At 49.7% G+C, this 20,467-nt stretch carries 16 protein-coding genes; 3 read left to right on the forward strand and 13 right to left on the reverse strand.

Annotated elements, in window-relative coordinates:
* Positions 1–130: 130 nt before the first annotated feature.
* Positions 131–1,579: a PLP-dependent aminotransferase family protein gene (locus INP77_RS03195; protein ID WP_194747241.1), complete on the reverse strand. Its 1,449-nt coding sequence runs from the start codon at positions 1,577–1,579 to the stop codon at positions 131–133.
* A 226-nt stretch (positions 1,580–1,805) separates the two neighbouring features.
* Here INP77_RS03195 and INP77_RS03200 point away from each other — a divergent pair, with 226 nt between their 5' ends.
* Positions 1,806–3,680 carry a PQQ-binding-like beta-propeller repeat protein gene (locus INP77_RS03200; protein ID WP_194747242.1) on the forward strand — a complete coding sequence of 625 codons (1,875 nt, stop codon included), beginning with the start codon at positions 1,806–1,808 and terminating at the stop codon, positions 3,678–3,680.
* A 408-nt stretch (positions 3,681–4,088) separates the two neighbouring features.
* Entirely contained in the window at positions 4,089–6,662 is a 2,574-nt protein-coding gene (locus INP77_RS15010) for a methyl-accepting chemotaxis protein (protein ID WP_305076184.1), read from the forward strand.
* A 72-nt stretch (positions 6,663–6,734) separates the two neighbouring features.
* Here the strand turns inward: INP77_RS15010 and INP77_RS03210 are convergent, their stop codons facing one another.
* Both INP77_RS03210 and INP77_RS03215 read right to left on the reverse strand, forming a co-directional pair.
* Complete coding sequence (locus INP77_RS03210; RefSeq protein ID WP_194747243.1) at positions 6,735–7,601, reverse strand: DMT family transporter; 867 nt, start codon at positions 7,599–7,601, stop codon at positions 6,735–6,737.
* Between the two features lie 84 nt (positions 7,602–7,685).
* Positions 7,686–8,015 (reverse strand): helix-turn-helix transcriptional regulator, encoded by a 330-nt coding sequence (locus INP77_RS03215; protein ID WP_194747244.1) that lies wholly within the window; start codon positions 8,013–8,015, stop codon positions 7,686–7,688.
* A gap of 104 nt (positions 8,016–8,119) precedes the next feature.
* Between INP77_RS03215 and INP77_RS03220 the strand changes: the two genes are divergently transcribed.
* Complete coding sequence (locus tag INP77_RS03220; protein ID WP_194747245.1) at positions 8,120–9,235, forward strand: NADH:flavin oxidoreductase/NADH oxidase; 1,116 nt, start codon at positions 8,120–8,122, stop codon at positions 9,233–9,235.
* Between the two features lie 66 nt (positions 9,236–9,301).
* Here the strand turns inward: INP77_RS03220 and INP77_RS03225 are convergent, their stop codons facing one another.
* The 10 genes from INP77_RS03225 to INP77_RS03270 form a co-directional block, all read right to left on the reverse strand.
* On the reverse strand, positions 9,302–9,805 hold the full coding sequence (locus INP77_RS03225) for a chemotaxis protein CheW (protein ID WP_194747246.1): 504 nt from the start codon (positions 9,803–9,805) through the stop codon (positions 9,302–9,304).
* A 111-nt stretch (positions 9,806–9,916) separates the two neighbouring features.
* Positions 9,917–10,993, reverse strand: a complete 1,077-nt coding sequence (locus tag INP77_RS03230; protein WP_228518662.1) for a porin — start codon at positions 10,991–10,993, stop codon at positions 9,917–9,919.
* A gap of 49 nt (positions 10,994–11,042) precedes the next feature.
* Positions 11,043–11,696, reverse strand: a complete 654-nt coding sequence (locus INP77_RS03235) for a DUF2490 domain-containing protein (RefSeq protein WP_228518663.1) — start codon at positions 11,694–11,696, stop codon at positions 11,043–11,045.
* Positions 11,697–11,774: 78 nt separating this feature from the next.
* On the reverse strand, positions 11,775–13,067 hold the full coding sequence (locus tag INP77_RS03240; protein ID WP_194747248.1) for a diguanylate cyclase: 1,293 nt from the start codon (positions 13,065–13,067) through the stop codon (positions 11,775–11,777).
* A gap of 1 nt (position 13,068) precedes the next feature.
* A complete protein-coding gene (locus tag INP77_RS03245; RefSeq protein WP_194747249.1) occupies positions 13,069–14,142 on the reverse strand; it encodes a chemotaxis response regulator protein-glutamate methylesterase in 1,074 nt (357 codons plus the stop codon).
* Between the two features lie 14 nt (positions 14,143–14,156).
* Entirely contained in the window at positions 14,157–14,696 is a 540-nt protein-coding gene (locus tag INP77_RS03250) for a chemotaxis protein CheD (RefSeq protein ID WP_194747250.1), read from the reverse strand.
* 5 nt (positions 14,697–14,701) lie between these two features.
* Positions 14,702–15,517, reverse strand: a complete 816-nt coding sequence (locus INP77_RS03255) for a protein-glutamate O-methyltransferase CheR (protein WP_194747251.1) — start codon at positions 15,515–15,517, stop codon at positions 14,702–14,704.
* 18 nt (positions 15,518–15,535) lie between these two features.
* On the reverse strand, positions 15,536–16,081 hold the full coding sequence (locus INP77_RS03260; protein WP_194747252.1) for a chemotaxis protein CheW: 546 nt from the start codon (positions 16,079–16,081) through the stop codon (positions 15,536–15,538).
* A gap of 69 nt (positions 16,082–16,150) precedes the next feature.
* On the reverse strand, positions 16,151–18,508 hold the full coding sequence (locus INP77_RS03265) for a methyl-accepting chemotaxis protein (RefSeq protein WP_228518664.1): 2,358 nt from the start codon (positions 18,506–18,508) through the stop codon (positions 16,151–16,153).
* A gap of 166 nt (positions 18,509–18,674) precedes the next feature.
* Complete coding sequence (locus INP77_RS03270) at positions 18,675–20,456, reverse strand: methyl-accepting chemotaxis protein (RefSeq protein WP_194747254.1); 1,782 nt, start codon at positions 20,454–20,456, stop codon at positions 18,675–18,677.
* Positions 20,457–20,467 lie beyond the last annotated feature (11 nt).

The raw sequence follows: 20,467 nt of genomic DNA on the forward strand, positions 1-20,467 counted from the left end.
TTTCTCCCTTTACCGGTAGCGTTTGCCGGCAGATACCGCTGTTTCAGGAGAGAATGTATAAGCGTTGCACGCTGATGTCGTGAGCCTGTTACGAAATATAGGATGGTCCAGAAAGTGCAGAACCGAAAAGTTAGCTGCTTAGCAGTTCATGCAGCTTGCCTAGCAGCTGCGCGAGTTGCCTGTCATCATGACTGCCAAACCCCAGCCGGATCGCAGCCACTGTCTGATTAGCATGCGCATAGAGGCTATCGCGGTGAAAATGTAGTCTATGCTGCTTGGACCACAGCAGAAAGTCTTGCATGGCAATTGTTTTTTTTAAGGTGAGCCAAAAGGCCAAACCGCCACTAGGCAAATTAAAATCCACCAGTTGATCGAAGTCCTTGTTGAGGGCGGCCGCCAGTGTTTTTCGCCGCTGGTCATAAATCTTCAAGGTTTTCAGAATATGGCGCTTTAGCTCTCCGTTGCCCATCAACTCTGCCGCCGCCAGCTCTGTCACCGGGTTACCTTGCCGGTCTATGATCATGATATGGTCGGCACAGGCCTGAATAAATGCTTCTGGCCCCACGATATAGCCCACACGTAAGCCAGGCGCCAACACTTTGGAAAGTGAGCCGACATAAATTACGCTTTCAGGACTACGGCAAGCCAAAGGTAATACAGGCTGCAAAATGTAATGAAACTCATGGTCGTAATCGTCCTCCAGTATTTTGAAGCCATGCCTTGCCGCAACAGTGAGTAGTTGTATGCGCCGCTCCATGCTCATCATGACCGTCGTCGGAAACTGATGATGTGGCGTCACATAGACGAAACGGATCTCGCGCTTGCTGCAGATATGATCCAGTTGGTCAATATTCATGCCATGTTCATCAGTCTCCACCGTGATCACTTCTGCGCCGCAAGCCTGAAAGGCCAGTCGCGCTGGCTGATAGCTGAGTCGCTCCATGACCACGGCATCGCCTGGCTGGATCATGACTTTCGCCGTCAGAAAAATGCCCATCTGACTCCCGCGTACCACACAAATATTGTCTGGTTTGACATGTAAGCCACGCTCCATATTAAGCATTTGCGCGATGGCCATACGCAGCTCATCCGTCCCCAAGGGATTGCTATAGCCGAGACGGCTGGATCGAGCGGTATGTATCAGGGCATGGCGAAAGGCGCGGGAAATAATTTCAAACGGAATCAGGCGTGAATCAGGAATGCCATCATTAATGATGATTTCAAATCGCTCTGCAGCGGGGAATGTGGCATTGGGCATCACAGCAACAGTGGCCAAGGGATGTGATGATGCCTGGCTTGGTGCTTGATGCAAGGTTATAGGCAAATGACTTGCGACAAAGGTGCCCCGCCTGCCCTCTGACTGCAACCATCCTTGTGCGATGAGTTCATCATAAGCCAGTACAACGGTTTTTCGATTGATGGCAAGCTTGGTGGCCATCTCCCGCGTACCCGGCAGAGCATCTTGTGGCTTGAGCCTACCGGCTTTGATCTCTGCAATGATTAGTGTAACCAGTTGCAAATAAAACGGCGTGGACGACGATTCATCCAGCTTAATTACCAGGTCCCATGGTCTTAACATACCCCCTCAGCTTTCTCTCGCAAGCGTGTGTGATTGTTTTTCTCAAAACACAGTTTACCTATTGTTGACATGAGCAGGCAGGTTTCAAGCCTGGACCCATGAACATTTGAATTCTGGCTGGTTTTTGAGCACCAGTAGATGGTTACAGTGGCTGCACTGATGCAATCAGTCTCTCCCAAACGACCGGGAGATTAAAACCAAGATTATCAGAATATGGAGAGAATCAATGAACGTGAAAACAACTCACCTAGCGATCGTCGCCATGGCAAGTGCTATGGCTTATGTGCCAGTCTCGTATGCCGAGACCGATATGGAAGCCGCCATGAAAAACCCGAATAACTGGGTGCACCCCCGTGCCAACTATAGCAATCAGGGCTACAGCACATTAAATCAAATCAATGCAAACAACGTCAAAAACCTTAAATCGGTGTGGACATTTGCGACAGGCGTTAACCGAGGTCATGAAGGCTCGCCGATTGTGGTGGATGGTGTCATGTATGTACACACCGCCTTTCCTAACAATGTGTATGCACTGGACCTCAATGACAATCAGAAGATTCTTTGGTCTTACTTCCCTAAACAGGAGCCGTCGGTACAGGCAGTGTTGTGCTGTGACAACGTCAACCGCGGACTGGGATGGGGTCACGGCAAGATTTACCTGACGCAAAACGACGGTATGCTGGTCGCACTGGATGCAAAAACCGGGGCCAAACTGTGGGACACCAAGGTCGTCGATACCAAAGTGGGCGGGACACTCACGGCAGCACCCCATGTGATCAAAGACAAAGTGATTGTGGGATGTTCAGGCGCAGAGTTTGGCTTGCGCTGCTACCTGTCGGCTTATAACGCCAAAGATGGTTCCTTAGCCTGGCGCGCCTATAGTACAGGCTCTGATGCGGATGCCTTGATTGGCGAAGGCTTTAATGCAGATAATCCGCACTACAGTGCTTTATCTGTGTATCAGGATGTCAACGGCGGCAATAAACAAGGGGGCTCATTCAAAGCCTTGAAAAAAGAACAACTGCAATATCCTGAAAAAGACCTTGGTATCAAAACCTGGCTAAAACCGCAAGCGGTTAAAAATGGTTGGGAACATGGCGGCGGCTCAATCTGGGGCTGGTTTTCATTTGATCCCAGAACCAACTTGATGTATTACGGCACGGCCAACCCTTCGGTCTGGAACCCGGATGTCCGCCCTGGCGACAACAAGTGGACAATGACTGTGTTTGCGCGTGATGTAGACACGGGCATGGCCAAATGGGGCTATCAAAAAACACCTCATGACGAGTGGGACTACGATGGCGTCAATGAGCTGATCCTGTTTGATAAAGCAGGTAAAACTTATGCCTGGCACCATGACCGTAACGGCTTTGCTTATACCTTTGAAGCGAAAACCGGCTCCATCGTTGTTGCCGAGAAAGTGCATCCATTTGTGAACTGGGCCAACGGGATTGATTTAAAAACCGGGATCCCTGACAAGAACGCGGCGGCCTCTACCCATCAGGACTACAACGCCAAGGGTATTTGTCCGGCTGCACAAGGTACCAAAGACCAGCAACCTGCTGCCTACTCCCCAAGAACCGGCTATATGTACACGCCTTTGATTCACTTGTGCATGACCTATGAACCGGTGGAATCCAAATATGTTGCAGGTCAACCCTGGGTAGGGGCAACCTTGACCATGTTTCCTGGGCCAGATGGCGTGATGGGTGGTTTTGCTGCTTACAACCCTATGAACGGCAAGAATGTCTGGTACAACAAAGAAAAATTCTCAGCCTGGAGTGGGGCCTTAACCACCGCTGGTGACATTGTCATGTATGGAACGCTGGATCGCTGGTTCAAAGCCGTAGATGCCAAATCTGGTAAAGAACTCTGGAAAATGCAAGTGGGTTCTGGCGTGGTCGGCAATGCTTTCACCTATGGTCATAAAGGCAAACAGTATGTAGGCATCTACTCCGGGATTGGTGGTTGGGCAGGGGTTGCCATGAACCTGGGGATGAGCAATGACACAGATGCGCTGGGTGCTAGCGGTGCGTACAAAGAGTTGACCAAATATAACGCCGCGCCAGGCGGCGGCACACTCAACGTCTTTTCACTTTAGATTCAATGTTGTGAAGTCACCTTTGAATTGATCTCCAAAGGTTCTTTATACCTCCTATTTGCCAATAGGAGGTTTTTTCTTACAGCGCTGTTGGTTGCTTGACTAAACTACCCCCAGGGCATCAGTTAACACTTGGCTTCATCCATAGAGTCGAGTGTTAGGTTCAATAACTTTGATACCTTATCCAATCAGGCTTGCTACTGGACAAACCGTATAGTTAGCTCTGACTTACATACACGATAGCCACGACAACTACATTGAAAACAATAAAAAATCACGAAAATAAATATTATGAAAATAAATGATTTACAAGACTCAATCAGGCTTTATCCGCTTATTCCCATCCGTTATTTAGGGGTTTAATAGCAGACTCATAGCGTGTAACTATTACTAAAGAGGACTTTTTTCATGCAAATTGCACGTCTCAAGCTGTCTACCTTGATAGTCAGCGTTTTGACGACTATCCTGCTGGCTGTTTGCCTGTTCGTGTTTTTGAATATGCAGGCCAATAAAACAGTGGCGATTAATGGGGAGCAATACAACAAGATCATAGACCAGAAGGATCTGGTCGCTGACGTATTACCCCCACCGGAATACCTGATTGAAACCTGGCAACTGATTCTGCAAAGCGTCGCCATGAATGCATCATCCGCGGGCCCCCTGCAGCAAAAAGTCAGCGTACTTAGGGCCGAGTTTGAAAAACGCCATGCTTACTGGGAGAAGAAACTTAATAACCCCGAGATCAAGCATTTGATGGCTGAACAGCTGTATGCCTCAGGCCAGGCTTTTTTTGCAATATACGATCACAAATTTATCCCTGCGCTGAATGCGCAGGATAAAAAGCAGATTGAGTCTGCATTGCACGAGTTAAACGCTGCCTACGAGGCCCATCGAACAATTGTTGATCAGGTGGTCATCTACACAAACAAGACAGCGCAAACGCTGGAAGCTGAAACAGCGCAAGTCATTTCCAAGGGTGAGATCGCCAATTATGTGATGGTGTTGCTGCTGATCGCGTTTGCCAGCGGCTTAGGCTATTTCATCGTCAGCACGGTTAAAAAACGTTTGGGTATGGATCCTGTTGAGTTGTCAGAGTTGGCTGGCCGTTTTTCTGATGGTGACTTTTCAGCGCACATTGCATTGCCTGTTGGCGATGAAACCAGTGTCGCGCACTCCATGCAGGTACTCCAACGCACGCTGAGCAAACTCTCAACGGAAACCAACCGGCTGGCGAAAGCAGCGATTGAAGGGCAATTGTCTAGGCGTGCAGAGACGGCAGCCTTTAATGGCGAGTTCAAGCGCTTGGTCGAGGGCTTTAACCAGACGCTGGATGGTGTGATTGTGCCGTTAAATGTGGCGGCGAGCTATGTGGCAGATATCTCCAAAGGCAATATCCCTGACAAAATTACTGCAACGTATCATGGCGATTTCAATGCCATTAAAGATAATCTTAATCATTGCATTGATGCCGTGAATGCGCTGATTACGGACGCCAATATGTTGTCAGAAGCGGCGGTTGCCGGACGCTTGTCTACGCGTGCAGATGCCAGCAAACATGAAGGCGATTTCCGCAAAATTGTTGAGGGCGTGAACCATACGCTGGATGCGGTCATTTCTCCACTCAATGTCGCTGCAGAATATGTGGATCATATTGCCAAAGGTCGTATCCCGGCAAAAATCACAGACACTTACCGCGGGGATTTTAATACTATTAAAAACAACCTGAACCAGTGTATTGAGGCGGTCAATGCATTGATTGCGGATACCAACATGCTGTCTCAAGCCGCAGTGAGGGGCGAACTCTCTACCCGTGCCGAAGCCCGTCAACATGAGGGAGATTTCCGTAAAATTGTAGAAGGCGTCAATGCGACACTGGATGCCGTGATCGTGCCGCTCAACATGGCGGCCAGTTATGTCGCACGCATTTCACGTGGCGAGATTCCTGCCTTGATTACCGAAACCTATCATGGTGATTTTAACGAAATCAAACGCAATCTGAATACCTGCATCCAGGCGGTCAACCACCTGGTCGAAGACTCTGCCCTGTTAGCACAGGCAGCCAAAGAAGGACGCATTCAGGTGCGGGCAGACGAGACAAAACATACCGGGGATTTCCGTAAAGTCATTGCAGGCGTCAACCAGACATTGGACCTGATTGTCGAACCGATCAAAGCCGTGCGTCAGGCGGTAGAGGCCATTGACATAGCAGCCAGTGAAATTGCAGCGGGCAATAACCAGCTTTCACGCCGCACTGAGGATCAAGCCGCCAATCTCGAAGAAACAGCGGCCAGCATGGAACAACTGGCGTCTATCGTGAAACACAATACCGAAAATGCGCAACAGGCCAACGAACTGGCGTTGGCAGCCTCCAGTGTCGCTGAAAACGGCGGCGAAGTAGTGCGCCAGGTCATTGAAAGCATGAATGCAATGAATGAAAGTGCACAGCAAATTGAGGACATTATTGCCGTGATCGATGGCATCTCCTTCCAGACCAATATACTGGCCTTGAACGCGGCGGTAGAAGCCGCGCGCGCAGGAGAACAGGGTCGCGGCTTTGCCGTCGTAGCCAACGAAGTGGGCGCATTGGCACACCGTTCATCTATCGCCGCCAAAGAGATCAAAGAACTGATTACAACCTCAGTCAGCAATACCTATGAAGGGGTAAAACAAGTCGGCAATGCGGGGAAAACCATGGAGGAAGTAGTCAGCTCAGTGAAAAAAGTCTCAGCAATCATGACCGAAATCAGCGACGCCTCGTTCGAACAAAGCAAAGGGATTCAACAAGTCAATCAGGCCATCACTACCATTGACGAAGCCACGCAGCAAAACGCTGCGCTGGTTGAAGAGGCGGCTGCAGCGGCAGAGTCACTGCTTGATCAGGCACATCACCTCAGTCAATCAGTACAACGCTTCAAACTCGACCAAGCGACTACTCAGCAGACACACTGGCAGTTGACAGCGCCATTGGTAGAGGCAGCTTGACTACGATAACCGGCCCCTTGTACGGAACGGCATCAACGCTCCGCAACGCATACCAGCCGATTTGATGAAGACCTAGGCTGTTTTCGCTCGTGAGAACGCGCTAAAGCTGACAGCGCTAATCACGAGCACGGCACCAAACAGTTGTGCGTGCGTTGGTGGCACCTGTTCAACTGCTGCAATCACCATAGTGGTGACTGGAATCAGGTTCATGAAAATCGCTGCTTTGGCAGGGCCTAAATGTTTAATGCTGGCATTCCAGAACAGGTAGGCCAACACACCGCCGCCCAGCGCCATCGTCATCAATGCCAGTCCGGCATGCGGGCTCAGCATGCTAAACGCACTGCCCTGCCAGACCGCCACCACGCTCAAAGCCAGTGCGCCCACGGTCATGATACCCGCTGTGCTGGCTATACCGCTCACCTGTTTGGGCATCATCTTTTTCACCAGCACGTTGTATAGCGCCCAGTTTAACGAAGCAATCAGGATATACAGATCGCCAGTCGCTATCGTCCATTGTGCGCCGCCCCCCAATACCACAATCGCCACCCCAGCGATGCCGATCGGAAACGCCATCCACTGCCGCCGACTTGGCCGGTCCCCCAAAATAAAGTAACCCAGAATAGCGGTCAGCAAGGGATTTAAAGCCATGATCAAGGCACCGTTGATTGCCGATGAATGCTGCATGCCCAAAAAGAAAAACAGGTTAAACCCAAACACACCGACAATGCCCAGCGTCAGATAGGCTTTCCACTCACGTAACGGGATCGTGGCATGCTTGAGCCTGGCAATCAGAATCATCACCATGGCAGCGATCACATAGCGGCTCGCACCCGCCAGATAAGGGCTCATTTCAGCCAGCACAGGTTTTGCCAGGTTGAAATTGGCTCCCCACAGAATCGCTGCCAGGGTAGCCATCAAATACGTTTTGATCAGGTTCACTTCACGCTTTCAGTTTCAGACTGGGGCAACAACGCTAGGACATCACAAGCGCTTGCGTTAGTGTGCCTGTTTTCAGGCACATGTTTATTCGGATGACGGCACCCCTGCTAGACGCAAGGATTGCAACACAGACTTGAGGACACCGGGAAACTTCTGCTCAATTTCTTCCAGACGCAACGCATTCATATGCTCTGTCCCCTCAATGAGAGTTTCTACCAGGCCGGCCGCACGCAGAATTTTAAAGTGGTGAGACAGGCTGGATTTAGGCCGATTCAAGTCAAACTCGCCGCAGGTCATCTTTCGGCCAGCCACCGCCAGTCGCCCGACAATTTCAAGCCGTGTCGGATCTGACAAGGCATACATGAGGTCGGTGAGTTCGACCTGCTCGATGCTGGGATGTTTAATTTGTCGCATGGTCTGAATTTATCATACCTCTTGATATTATTCTATTGTTCGATTATATTCGAACAATAGAATTTAAACCCATTCTGCAACACACATTTGTTAAAGGACGTTTTATGGCTGATTTGTTTTCTCGTTTCCAGTTAAAAGCAGTGACCTTAAGAAACCGCATTGCGGTGCCGCCCATGTGCCAGTACATGGCCGAAGATGGCGTCGCCAACGACTGGCACCAGGCGCATTACGCGACACTGGCCCGCGGTGGCAGTGGCCTGGTGATTGTGGAGGCGACCGGCGTGGCGCCAGAAGGCCGCATTACACCTGGGTGTCTGGGCATCTGGAATGATGCGCAAGCAGAGCAATTGCGCAAGATTGCGGCGGCCATCAAAGCTGCAGGCGCAGTCCCCGGCATCCAGATAGCGCATGCCGGCCGCAAAGCCAGTGCCAACAAACCCTGGGAGGGCGATGACCATATGGCCGAAAGTGATCCGCGTGCCTGGCAACCGATTGCACCTTCTGCCCTGGCCTTTGGTGGTGGCTTGCCGCGTGTCCCCCAAGCCATGACGCTAGCGGATATTGCCCGCGTACAAAATGACTTTGTGGCTGCGGCCAAACGTGCACTGGCCGCTGGTTTTGAATGGCTGGAAATCCACTTTGCACATGGTTATCTGGGGCAAAGCTTTACCTCGGCGCACTCTAACCAGCGGACCGACCAATATGGCGGTAGTTTTGAAAACCGCTCACGGTTTACCATTGAGACCCTGGAAGCCATTCGCGCCGTCTGGCCGGAGCATCTGCCACTGACAGCCCGCTTTGGCGTGATTGAGTATGATGGCAAAGATGAAGAAACCTTGAATGAGTCTATCCAGCTGGTGAAAGCCTGGCGTGATCGTGGCCTGGATATGCTCAGTGTGAGTGTCGGCTTTACCATCCCTGAAACCAATATTCCCTGGGGACCCGCTTTTCTGGCGCCGATTGCACAGCGCGTGCGTCAAGAAGCCGGGATTCCGGTGTCTTCCGCCTGGGGCTTTGGTGCCCCCACCCTGGCGGATGGCGCCATCCGCAACGAGCAACTGGATCTGGCCATGATCGGCCGCGCGCACCTTGAAAATCCGCATTGGCCTTATTTTGCGGCCAAGGCGCTGGGTCAAGATCAGGCCGCCTGGGTCTTGCCCGCCCCTTATGCTCATTGGCTGGCCAGGTATCACAACCCTAGCGAGACGGTTAAAAAGTAAGCCTGGGTAGCCACAAAAAAATAAACCTGCTTGCGCAGGTTTATTTTTTATTTGGCAGTGGCACATTTATTCGGCGGGCTTGTCCATCAATTCCATTTCATCACTGGCCATCAAGCGCTCGATGTCCACCAGAATAATCATTTCACTCTCAACTGTTGCCAGACCAATCACATAGTTGGTGTTAATCCGTGTCACCAGTGTCGGCATTTCACGCAGATTCTCTTCGTACAACTCCCGCACATCCGATACACCATCGACAACGATGCCGACGACGCGACCACTGAGGTTCAGAATAATGACGACCGTGAATTCGTTATAGACCACCTCGCCCAGATCAAACTTGATACGCAAATCCACGATAGGCACAATTTTGCCGCGCAGGTTGACCACGCCTTTGATAAAGGCAGGCATATTGGCAATATGGGTCACCGGATCATAGCCGCGGATCTCCTGCACCTTGAGGATATCAATCCCGTATTGCTCGTTGCCGAGAATAAAAGTCAGGTATTCGCCCGCTGTCTGTTTTGCGCTTGCACTGTCTGCACTGTTATTTTGTGTCGCTGCATTCATAACTGCTTCCTTAGATGAACTCATACACACTGACATTTTTGGGGTAGAGCCATACAAGCAAACCCTTGTTTGCATCGCATCGCTCTTGCCTGGCCCTCAGTATGGGCTTGATTAAAACTGAATAGCAATCGCCGTCGCTGCGATCAAGCTCTGATCAGTCTGACGACGGCCCGACTCATTAAAAATATCATCCCTGCTTTGCAACTGCCGCAACTCAGCACGCACAGTAACACGCGGGCACACTTTATAATCGGCATTCACCGAGTAACCCATGGTTTTAAAACCGTTGGGGGTGCCGGTGTTGATAATCACCCCCTGTCTGTCCTGATAGTATTCCACGCGCCCGGTAACACTAAACTGGCTGGAATACTGATACTTGGCCAGCACGGCTGGCGCCAGCCACACATTGTAGCCGTCGCCCTCTCCTAGCGGTTTTTCTTCGGCGCCAATATCAAACGCGGTAATCAGGCTCCACTGCTCATCCAGCTTGAAGATGCCATAAAAGTCATGAAAATAACGCATCTGCCGCGCACGGTCAGATTTGTCATTGCCAATAAACGAGCTGCTATTGAGCGTCACCCGATCATTCGGTTTATAGGTGAGCTGATGGCCGATGGACGGCGTTGTGTTGCCTTGTGGTGCACGGATGCGCTGCCAACCACTCAACACCAGGCCACTCGCCATCCACTTGCCATCGGCTGAGGTATAACTGAGTTTGGCCCCTGTTTCAAAATAAGGCGAACTCTCAGCCATCAAGCTCCGCGTCAGCGTCCAGTTCTCGGTGCCGATCGCACTTTCAAAACCCAGGTGCGAGGGCATCACCCCGGCATCCAGCCAGAGATCATGTTTGTCAGAAAGCTTGACACCCGCATTGGCTTCAAAGATATGTTGCAAGTCTTTGGGCTCGGCAGCGTAATTGGCGCGCATATAACTGCCCGAAGCCAGCGCCAGATTGCCGCGCACACGTTGCGTATTCAAACTGGCCTTGATCATGGCCAGATTGATGCTCAAATCGTTGGCCCGGTTATGGCTATAGATAAAGTCGGGCCGTTTATGGTTGGGCGGATCATTAAAATCACGCACATAGTAGGTCTCGAGGTAGCCACTCAAGCTCAAGGGTGAGGACACCGCTACCGGCGTCTCCTCCGCCTTGACAGACAGTGGCAAACCACTGGTCAACACCAACATAGTCGAAACGATCTTACTTAAGTTCATATGCATTTAACGACAGATTGCGCTAAAAATTAAAACGGATCGCCGTCATGAGGACATGATTCTCACGGTCTACGGTTTTGGTATTTATAAACTGGTTCAGATAGCCGATATCTGCATTGCTAAAGTCACTGAATTTCCAGTTCACGCCCAGAAACAGGCGGTTCTGGTCAAACCCTTTGCGTGGACCCCAGTGCGTATCGTTAAAGTTGATAAACAACTCGTCATACACCACCCAGGATAATTGCGGATTCAAGCTCGAAGGCAGACTGGCGCGCACCATTTGCCGCCAGCGATAGGCATGCTGGCTAAAGTCCTCGCGCTCACGGTTTTCCAGCCTGGAACGGCTGCTCAAGCTCACGCCGCCAATCGGGTCAAACTGGTAAGAAAACTGCTGCCACAAGCGGTTTTCCTGATAGGCCGAGGCGCCTGCCGGATGATTGATAATCGTGTCATAACCCAACCAGACACTGGCCTTGGGCGTCACCTTGTAAAAAATGGACGGGCGCAGAATCAGCGTATCAAAATGCTTGCCCTCATCACGCCAGCGCGGATGCGTGTCCATGCTCCAGTATAAATTCTCTACCGGCAATTTACCTTGCGCATAAATATTCAGCCAATAACGGCCGTCTTCTTCAACTTCTGCCCGAGCAAAACTTGAAAAAATGAGAGAAATCAAAACGATAACACAACTAAATCCACGCACGGCAACGCCCCATCATAAGTTATAAATTAAGCGATGATCAGATCTCACTCATCAGGCCATCAGCGACAACATATTCAAGGACTGATCAAGTACCACCTGATTTCGACCTGAAAGTTTAGCTTTGCTTAACGCATTATCCGCACGCGCAAAGAGATGTTCGAAATCGTCTCCATACTCATACGAGGCAACACCAGCACTGATCGTGACATTCAAACCAGATAAATGTTGATTCGCAAAGTAGTCGCAAAAGCCTTGTGCATACTGACTGGCCGCTAACGTTGTTGTATTTTTCAAAATCACTAAAAACTCTTCCCCACCAATACGAAAGCACAGTTCATTCGCAAAGAAATTTGCAAATAAAGCACCGGCCGCAGCTAATACCTCATCGCCAATCTTATGGCCATAGGTATCGTTGATCTGTTTAAAAAAATCAACATCGGCCACGATTAGCGCCAATGGTTTGGAAGACATATAGGCTTCAGAAATGACTTGCTGCTGTACATCACGCAAATAATGTCTGTTATATAACTTGGTCAATGCATCATGCGTTGCCAGTGATTGCATGGTTTGATATTGCATCTCATATGTGAGCAATAGTTGATAGCTCTCCAGCAAATGCTTGACCCTGATTTCAAACTCTTCCAGAGACGAGTCTTTTGAGTAAAAGTCATTTGCACCATTGAGTAGCAATTGTGTTCGCCGTGCAGGACTATTTAAGCCTGAAATAGCCAATATCGGAATACGTGACTTAGCCGCGTCATGAGAATTTCTTATTGCGCTAATCACGGAGAATCCATCGCCTATCCCGGCTAAGCTGAAATCTGTAATCACCAAATCGTAAGTGTTGTCGCTGATGCGCTGAATCGCGCCTTCAGCATCGACACAAAATTCGCAATCAAGCCCGATGCTCGCTAATCGCTCGCCATAGACTTGAGAAAGAGACGGACTATCTTCAATGAGCAACACCCGACCTTGGAGTTTATTGCGCTTAGCCTGTGCAAAGTTCTGAATGAATGTATCTAAAGAGGAGATATTTAATTTACTAAAGCAGGCTGTAATTCCCACCTCAATAGATTCATGCGCAATTTGGTGAATGGCATTTGATGCGACCAACAAACTCACGCAGCTGCTACGTGTTTTTGGAGGCAATGCTTTAAAAAATTCAATCCCATTCATGGATTTATGATGGTAAGAAAACAAAAGCAAATCAACATGCTGCCCGTCTAATAACTCGATTGCCTGTAAGGGACTTGCAGCTTCTTCAACCTCAATCTCGTATTTCTTCAACAAAGATGACAATATTTTTCTTGTTGACTTGGAAGAATCCACAATCAGCGCTTTCACCTTATCTCCCACTACCATACATCACAATTTCTTGTGGAATTTTTGCCAGAGAAACCTCCCGTTCAACGGCTCCCAGCTTGTTTGCTTCTTTAGGCATTCCGTATACAACGCAACTTCTTTCATCTTGACCAAGCGTTTTTGCGCCCACCTCTCGCATTTCTTTCAGACCCTGGGCGCCATCATCCCCCATGCCCGTCATAATGATGCCCAGAGCATTCTTACCCGCCTGCTGAGCAACCGAACGGAAGAGCACATTGACCGAAGGGCGATGGCGACTGACGAGCGGGCCATCAATCACGTCAACATGGTATTGAGCGCCACTGCGTTTAAGCAGCATGTGCTTACCACCGGGCGCAATCAAAGCGCGACCGGCAATCACGCGGTCGCCATGGGCGGCTTCCTTGACCTCAATCTCGCACAGTTCATTCAGTCTTTTGGCAAATGCTGCAGTAAAGTTTTCGGGCATATGCTGCACGATCACCATGCCAGGACAAACACGTGGTAATGAAGTCAACACGGCCTCCAGTGCTTGCGTACCGCCTGTTGAGGTCCCAATTGCCACTATCCCCTCTGTGGTTTGCGCCATGGCACGATTCGTCGCCGCGAGTACCGCATCCGCCGTCAGTTTAGGGGCGACCTTGGCCACAGGCTCAGCATGCGAGATTCTTTTCAGATTGGCTTTTGCCGCGACTTTGATCACATTGATAATGTCATTGGCATCATCTTCTAAAAAATCTTTCAAGCCCGCCTTGGGCTTGGTCACGATACTCACCGCCCCGGCCGCCAGCGCCTGAATGGTGGTTTCGGCGCCCTTTTCGGTCAGCGTCGAACAGATAATGACCGGCGTGGGGCGCTGCGACATGATTTTCTTGAGAAAGGTGATGCCGTCCATTCTGGGCATCTCCACATCCAGAATCACTACATCTGGCCAATCTTTCATCATTTTATCCATGGCGAAAATGGGATCTGCCGCTGCAGAGATGACCTCAATCTCTGAAGATTTTGAAATTTTCTCAGCAAGGACTTTTCTGACCACTGCTGAATCATCCACAATCATGACCCTGATTTTTTTCATAATTAATATTCTCGTTAAACCTTGCTTTTCACCCAGGCAAACCCACTCCAGATATCAAAAATAATATAGCGTGAGTCCTCGCCACCGTAATGATTGGCATGCACATGAAAACCATACTCTGCCAGAAGCATCAGAACGGCATGCAGGTTACGGTCACCAATATGGTTTTTCTGATTGATCTGCAATTGCGGGAACATATTGCTGCCGCCGAATACTTTCACCTGGCAGTCTTGTGGTCGAATCTTGCACTTGGCCATTTCTTCCATCATCAAGGCAATCGCTTCATCTGCATACTTGCCTGACTTGCCAGCAGCAGTTTCATTTTTTTCTTTATGTGAAACATGGCGTTGCGGCAACAGGATATGGCACATGCCCCCCATCTGTTTTGCCGGATGCCAGATCGTGACTGCCACACAGGAGCCCAGAATAGTACGAATTCTGGTATCGGCATCGCCCCAATACCACTCGCCAGGCTGCAAAAAAACCTCAAAAACCTCTTCAGGCTTCTTATCCAACAATCCAAAACTCAAGGCAGGCTGGGTACGCATCAACATAACAACTAATTAGCAGTTTTTTTATAAATAGAAGGCGCTTCAGAGACAAATTTCTCAGTGACGCCATTCAAGCTCTCGGAATGGCTGATCATGAAGTAACCGTCATTCTTGAGCAAAGGCAACATTTGATCAGTAATCTGTCGCTTAGTCTCGACATCAAAGTAAATCATCACGTTACGCAAAAAAATCACATCAAACTGGCCCAGATCAGGAAAAGGCTTGGTGAGATTGACCTGCAAGAATTTGATGCGTTGGCGGAGCTCTTTCACAATCAGCAGCTCACCATCGTGATCGCCGGTGCCTTTCAGGCAATATTTGGTCAGATAAGGTCTGGGGATCTCGGAGGCACGCTGCATGTTGTAACAACCGCTTTGTGCCTGCTGCAAGACCTTGGTGCTTAAATCTGAGGCGACGATTTCCCAGGGCTCTTTGCCCAGATGTTCATCGAGCAACATGGCAATCGTATAGGGCTCTTCACCTGACGAGCACGCCGCACTCCAGACCCGGAAAGGCTTGCCTTTGCTACGTTTGGGCAGAATCACCTCTTTAAAGAAGTCAAAGTGTTTGGGCTCTCTGAAAAAATGCGTTTCGTTGGTGGTGAGCAAATCAATCGCAATCTGCTTTTCTTTTGCATTGGCAGGATCATTGATCAATTTGTAATACTGCGTAAACGAATTGAGTTGATGAAAATGCAAGCGTTTGCTAAGCCTGCCACTGACCAACGGTTTTTTAACGTCTGACAGGGCAATGCCGGCTTGTGCGTAAATAAAGCTTTTAAACAAGCCAAATTCTTTTACTGTCAATGATTCAATCTGATCCATGTGCTACCCCTTCACTACTTAACTCGCTGCAGACTCACTGGCCAAGGTCGAGCCAGTCGCCAGGCTAGACACTTCATCGACAGAAAGTACCTTGTTAACGTTGAGTAAAATAATGAACTTACCCTCTATCTTGCCCATGCCTTCAATAAAATCTGCGCGGATATTGGCACCAAAGCTCGGCGCTGGCTCAATATTGCCCGCCTCGATATCCACCACTTCATTGACGGCATCCACCATCATGCCCACCACTTGCGTTCCCGTCGCATGTGCAACCTCAATGATCACAATACAGGTTTTACGTGTGATCTCCGCCGTCGGCTTGTCGAACCGTGCCGCCATGTCAATCACAGGCACTACGGCCCCGCGCAAGTTAATCACTCCTCGTATAAACGCCGGCATTTTGGGCACTTCAGTCAACTGCCCATACTCGATAATTTCCTTCACATTCAGGATATTGATCGCAAACACCTCTCGTCCGAGGACAAACGTCAAATACTGCTGCATGGCATCAGAAAAACCGTTTAACTGATGCTGTTCACCTCTTGCAATTACCAATTCACTCATTTTTCTATCCTCTCGTTGTTGGTTTCAAGCGCATCACAATCACGCGACACTGTACGTCGCCGTGACGACTTAAAACCTCACGAACTGCTCCTCATCAATGCCGCCACCAAAGGTGCCGGTTTTAGGCGTTTGTATCACTGGGCTATTGAAAGATTTGCTCACAGTAGGCTTACTGCCCTGTGATTTTGCTTTTGGCTTGTCTGCCCCCTTGAGCACGTGATGCTCACCACTCACTTTAAAGAAAGCGATCAACTGTTGCAGTTGCTCGGCCTGGCCGCTCATCTCTTCGGCCGTCGCCGCCAGTTCTTCACTGGAGCTGGCGTTTTGCTGGGTTGCCTGGCTTAATTGGTTCATGGCTGCAGTGATTTGCTCTGCACCACTGCTTTGCTCTTCACTCGCGGCAGAAATCTCTTGTACCAGATCACTGGTTTTGTTGATGCTAGGCACGATCTCATCCAGCAAGTCACCGGCACGCTCAGCCAGACCCACGGAATTCTTAGCCACTTCACCAATCTCTTGCGCCGCCACCTGGCTACGTTCCGCCAGTTTGCGCACCTCTGCTGCCACCACGGCAAAGCCTTTACCATGCTCACCGGCACGTGCCGCCTCAATCGCCGCGTTCAAAGCCAGCAGGTTGGTCTGGTAGGCAATGTCATCAATAATGCTGATCTTGTCAGCGATGCTCTTCATGGCAATCACGGTGTCTTTCACCGCGGCCCCGCCTTCGTTGGCGTCTTTAGCGGCCTTACCGGCAATGCCATCAGTCACTTTGGAGTTCTCGGTATTCTGATTGATCGAAGCACTCATCTGCTCCACTGAAGCAGAAGTTTCTTCTACCGAGGCGGCTTGTTCATTGGTCGCCTGGCTGATGCTTTGTGCGGTGGCACTCACTTGCTCGGAGGCACTGGCTATGTTGTCTGCAGAACCCCTGACCTCTACAATCACTTGCATCAAGCGCTCTACCGTATTGACCACGGACAGCTTCAACTCTTCAAGCTGGCCTTGGTATTCATTGTCAATACGTTGGGTCAAATCACCCTGTTCGACCTCTTTCATCAATGCCATGACCTCTACCAGCGGATTGACTATGTTATCCAGCATGTCATTGAGGCCTTGCACCATCTTGCGGTAATCACCTTTATACAAACTGGAATCTGCACGTATGGTCAAATTGCCTTGTGAAGCCGCCTCAATCAGCAGGTTAATTTCACGCGACATGGCTTTCATATTGCTGCGGACCATCTCTATGGTGTCATTGATAAAGGCTTTCTTGCCTGGCAACTGCTCCATAGGTGCGTCAAAGTTACCTTCACCAAACTCCTTGATCACCGCCATGGCTTTTTTCTTCACCGCAATGTGGCCGCCCACCATGGTGTTCACACCGACCGCCATGCTCTTGAAGTCACCCTGGAATTTGTCTGCATCGATGACCACATCAATATCACCCGCATCATGCTCTTTGGACATATGGTTCATGTCCGCAATAAAGCCCTTGAGGTTGCTACGCATGCTTTCGATGGTGTCATTGATGAACGCCTTTTTACCAGGCAATTGCTCCATAGGCGCATCAAAGTTACCTTCACCAAAGGCCTTGATCACTGCCATGGCCTTTTTCTTCACGGCAATGTGGCCACCAACCATGGTGTTCACGCCGACCGCCATGGTCTTGAAGTCGCCTTGGAATTTGTCTGCATTCATCACCACATCAATATCGCCCGCGTCGTGCTCTTTGGACATGTGCCTCATGTCCGCAATAAAGCCCTTGAGGTTGCTACGCATGTTTTCGATGGTGTCATTGATAAAGGCCTTCTTGCCTGGCAACTGTTCCATGGGCGCATCAAAGTTACCTTCACCAAAGGCCTTGATCACTGCCATGGCTTTTTTCTTGACGGCAATGTGGCCGCCAACCATGGTGTTCACACCGACCGCCATGGTCTTGAAGTCGCCTTGGAACTTGTCTGTGCTCATCGCAACATCAATATCACCGGCATCATGCTCTTTGGACATATGGTTCATGTCAGCAATAAAGCCCTTGAGGTTGCTACGCATGTTTTCGATGGTGTCGTTAATAAACGCTTTCTTGCCAGGCAGTTGCTCCATAGGCGCATCAAAGTTGCCTTCACCAAAGGCCTTGATCACCGCCATGGCCTTTTTCTTCACCGCAATATGGCCACCGACCATGGTATTCACCCCCACAGCCATGGTCTTGAACTCGCCCTGAAACTTGTCTGCATTCATGACGACATCGATATCGCCTGCGTCATGCTCTTTAGACATATGATTGAGCTCATGCGTAAAAGCATCCAGCGATTGCTGCTTCTGCGCCAACTGCTGTTGCAACTCAGAAATCTGCAGGAATAAGGGGGTTAATTCATCTTGAACGCTTAAATCAATGGCTTGATTCAATTGCCCCTTCGCCAATTGCATTAAATATTGCTGCGCAATTTGAATACGACTTTTATTGACTGCCCTGTAGTTCAAGATAGACATAATGCTTTCCCCCAAAATTGATCACATGTGATTTGACAAACTTCTGGCCGACTGGCCGTGTGACCTATGCTTCCCGGCACAAGCCACACAGATCCCACTCAAGTTAAAACTTCACAAACTGTGACTCATCAATATCGGCGGCATTGGCCGTCGCTACATGCAGTGCTGACTTGCTACTGGCTGGCGTGGTCACTTTTTTAACGCTCTTTTTCACTGAAGAGGCAAAAGCAGTCTCTTCTGAACCCACTTTAAAGTAGGAGATCAGTTGTTGCAGTTGCTCGGCCTGGCCGCTCATCTCTTCAGCGGTCGCCGCCAGTTCTTCACTGGAGCTGGCATTTTGCTGGGTCACCTGGCTCAGTTGATTCATCGCAGCCGTAATCTGCAAGGCTCCACTGCTTTGCTCTTCACTCGCGGCATAAATCTCTTGTACCAGATCACTGGTTTTGTTAATGCTAGGCACGATCTCATCCAGCAAGTCACCGGCACGCTCAGCCAGACCCACGGAGTTTTTCGCCACTTCACCAATCTCTTGCGCGGCCACCTGGCTACGTTCAGCCAGCTTGCGAACCTCTGCCGCTACCACGGCAAAGCCTTTGCCATGCTCACCTGCTCGCGCGGCTTCAATCGCAGCGTTCAGGGCCAGCAAGTTAGTCTGGTAGGCAATGTCATCAATAATGCTGATCTTGTCAGCAATGCTCTTCATCGCAATCACAGTGTCTTTTACCGCAGCCCCACCTTCGTTGGCGTCTTTAGACGCTTTGCCAGCAATGCCATCGGTCACTTTGGAGTTTTCTGTATTCTGGTTAATCGAAGCACTCATCTGCTCAACGGAGGCAGAGGTCTCTTCTACTGAAGCGGCTTGTTCATTGGTCGCCTGGCTAATGCTTTGTGCCGTCGCACTCACTTGCTCGGAGGCGCTGGCGATATTGTCAGCAGAACCTCGGACTTCAGAAATAATGCCTGTGAGGCGGTTCACCATATTGTCGATAGCGAACAAAATGCTGCTGTTATCTCCAGGTCGGATATCCGTTTTAACCGTCAAATCCCCTTCAGCCACGCGCTTGACAATACCCGCAGCATAGGCAGGCTCGCCACCGATTTGTGCCAACAATTGTTCAACCATTTGCTTCATGGAGTACAACAGACTGTTAGTGTCACCTGGCTTGGTTTCTACTTGAATGGTGTAATCCCCTGCTGCCACTGTTTTAACCACAGAGGCTGCATAATCAGGTTCACCGCCTAATTGCTTGAGAAGGTTACGAGTGATAAAGAAGCCAATAGTGGCTGCTAGCACGATGACTGCCAAGGCGATTGTGCGGGATAGAAGTAAAGCGGTCGCCTGTGTGTCAGAGGCGTCTTTTGAAGCGTTCTGACCAATCTCCACGTTATATCTTCTGTCCGCTTCTATCGCCTGAGACACTTTCAGGAAGTCATCTTTAGCCGCAAACACTGCCTTACGTGCATCATCAATCTTGTTGGCGCGTGAGAGAGATAAAACACGCTCACGAACATTGTCATAATTTCTGAGCTCCGTCTTGATGCCTTCAATCAGACTACGATCTTTATCATCCGTGATATTTTCAGCCTCATACTTCTTAATACCTTCATCCAGCTTGGCGCGGTACTCAAGAACCACCCGATCAAGCTGCGTCATGGTGGCGTCATCCGTATTGACGATATGCTGGTAAACCGTTTCTTGCATATCAGCATAGGCTTTGGACATTTCATCCAGAATAATGATACTGGGTACTGTATTAATATTGAGGTAGTTGGTTTTGTTGTAAACCTGATCCAGGTAATACTGCGCCATAGATGCAATTAAAATCAGGCCGAATACAGCTGTGCCGATCAGCAGTATCATCTTTTTCGCAACGGTCATCTTCATTTCATATTCCT

The sequence above is a fragment of the Methylophilus sp. 13 genome (assembly GCF_015354335.1).
GTDB lineage: Bacteria > Pseudomonadota > Gammaproteobacteria > Burkholderiales > Methylophilaceae > Methylophilus > Methylophilus glucosoxydans.

Coding starts and splice junctions, on each gene's coding strand:
- INP77_RS03195 (WP_194747241.1), bottom strand. CDS start 1,579: ATGTTAAGACCATGGGACCTGGTAATTAAGCTGGATGAATCGTCGTCC.
- INP77_RS03200 (WP_194747242.1), top strand. CDS start 1,806: ATGAACGTGAAAACAACTCACCTAGCGATCGTCGCCATGGCAAGTGCT.
- INP77_RS15010 (WP_305076184.1), top strand. CDS start 4,089: ATGCAAATTGCACGTCTCAAGCTGTCTACCTTGATAGTCAGCGTTTTG.
- INP77_RS03215 (WP_194747244.1), bottom strand. CDS start 8,015: ATGCGACAAATTAAACATCCCAGCATCGAGCAGGTCGAACTCACCGAC.
- INP77_RS03220 (WP_194747245.1), top strand. CDS start 8,120: ATGGCTGATTTGTTTTCTCGTTTCCAGTTAAAAGCAGTGACCTTAAGA.
- INP77_RS03225 (WP_194747246.1), bottom strand. CDS start 9,805: ATGAATGCAGCGACACAAAATAACAGTGCAGACAGTGCAAGCGCAAAA.
- INP77_RS03230 (WP_228518662.1), bottom strand. CDS start 10,993: ATGTTGGTGTTGACCAGTGGTTTGCCACTGTCTGTCAAGGCGGAGGAG.
- INP77_RS03245 (WP_194747249.1), bottom strand. CDS start 14,142: ATGAAAAAAATCAGGGTCATGATTGTGGATGATTCAGCAGTGGTCAGA.
- INP77_RS03250 (WP_194747250.1), bottom strand. CDS start 14,696: ATGTTGATGCGTACCCAGCCTGCCTTGAGTTTTGGATTGTTGGATAAG.
- INP77_RS03255 (WP_194747251.1), bottom strand. CDS start 15,517: ATGGATCAGATTGAATCATTGACAGTAAAAGAATTTGGCTTGTTTAAA.
- INP77_RS03260 (WP_194747252.1), bottom strand. CDS start 16,081: ATGAGTGAATTGGTAATTGCAAGAGGTGAACAGCATCAGTTAAACGGT.
- INP77_RS03265 (WP_228518664.1), bottom strand. CDS start 18,508: ATGCAATTGGCGAAGGGGCAATTGAATCAAGCCATTGATTTAAGCGTT.
- INP77_RS03270 (WP_194747254.1), bottom strand. CDS start 20,456: ATGAAGATGACCGTTGCGAAAAAGATGATACTGCTGATCGGCACAGCT.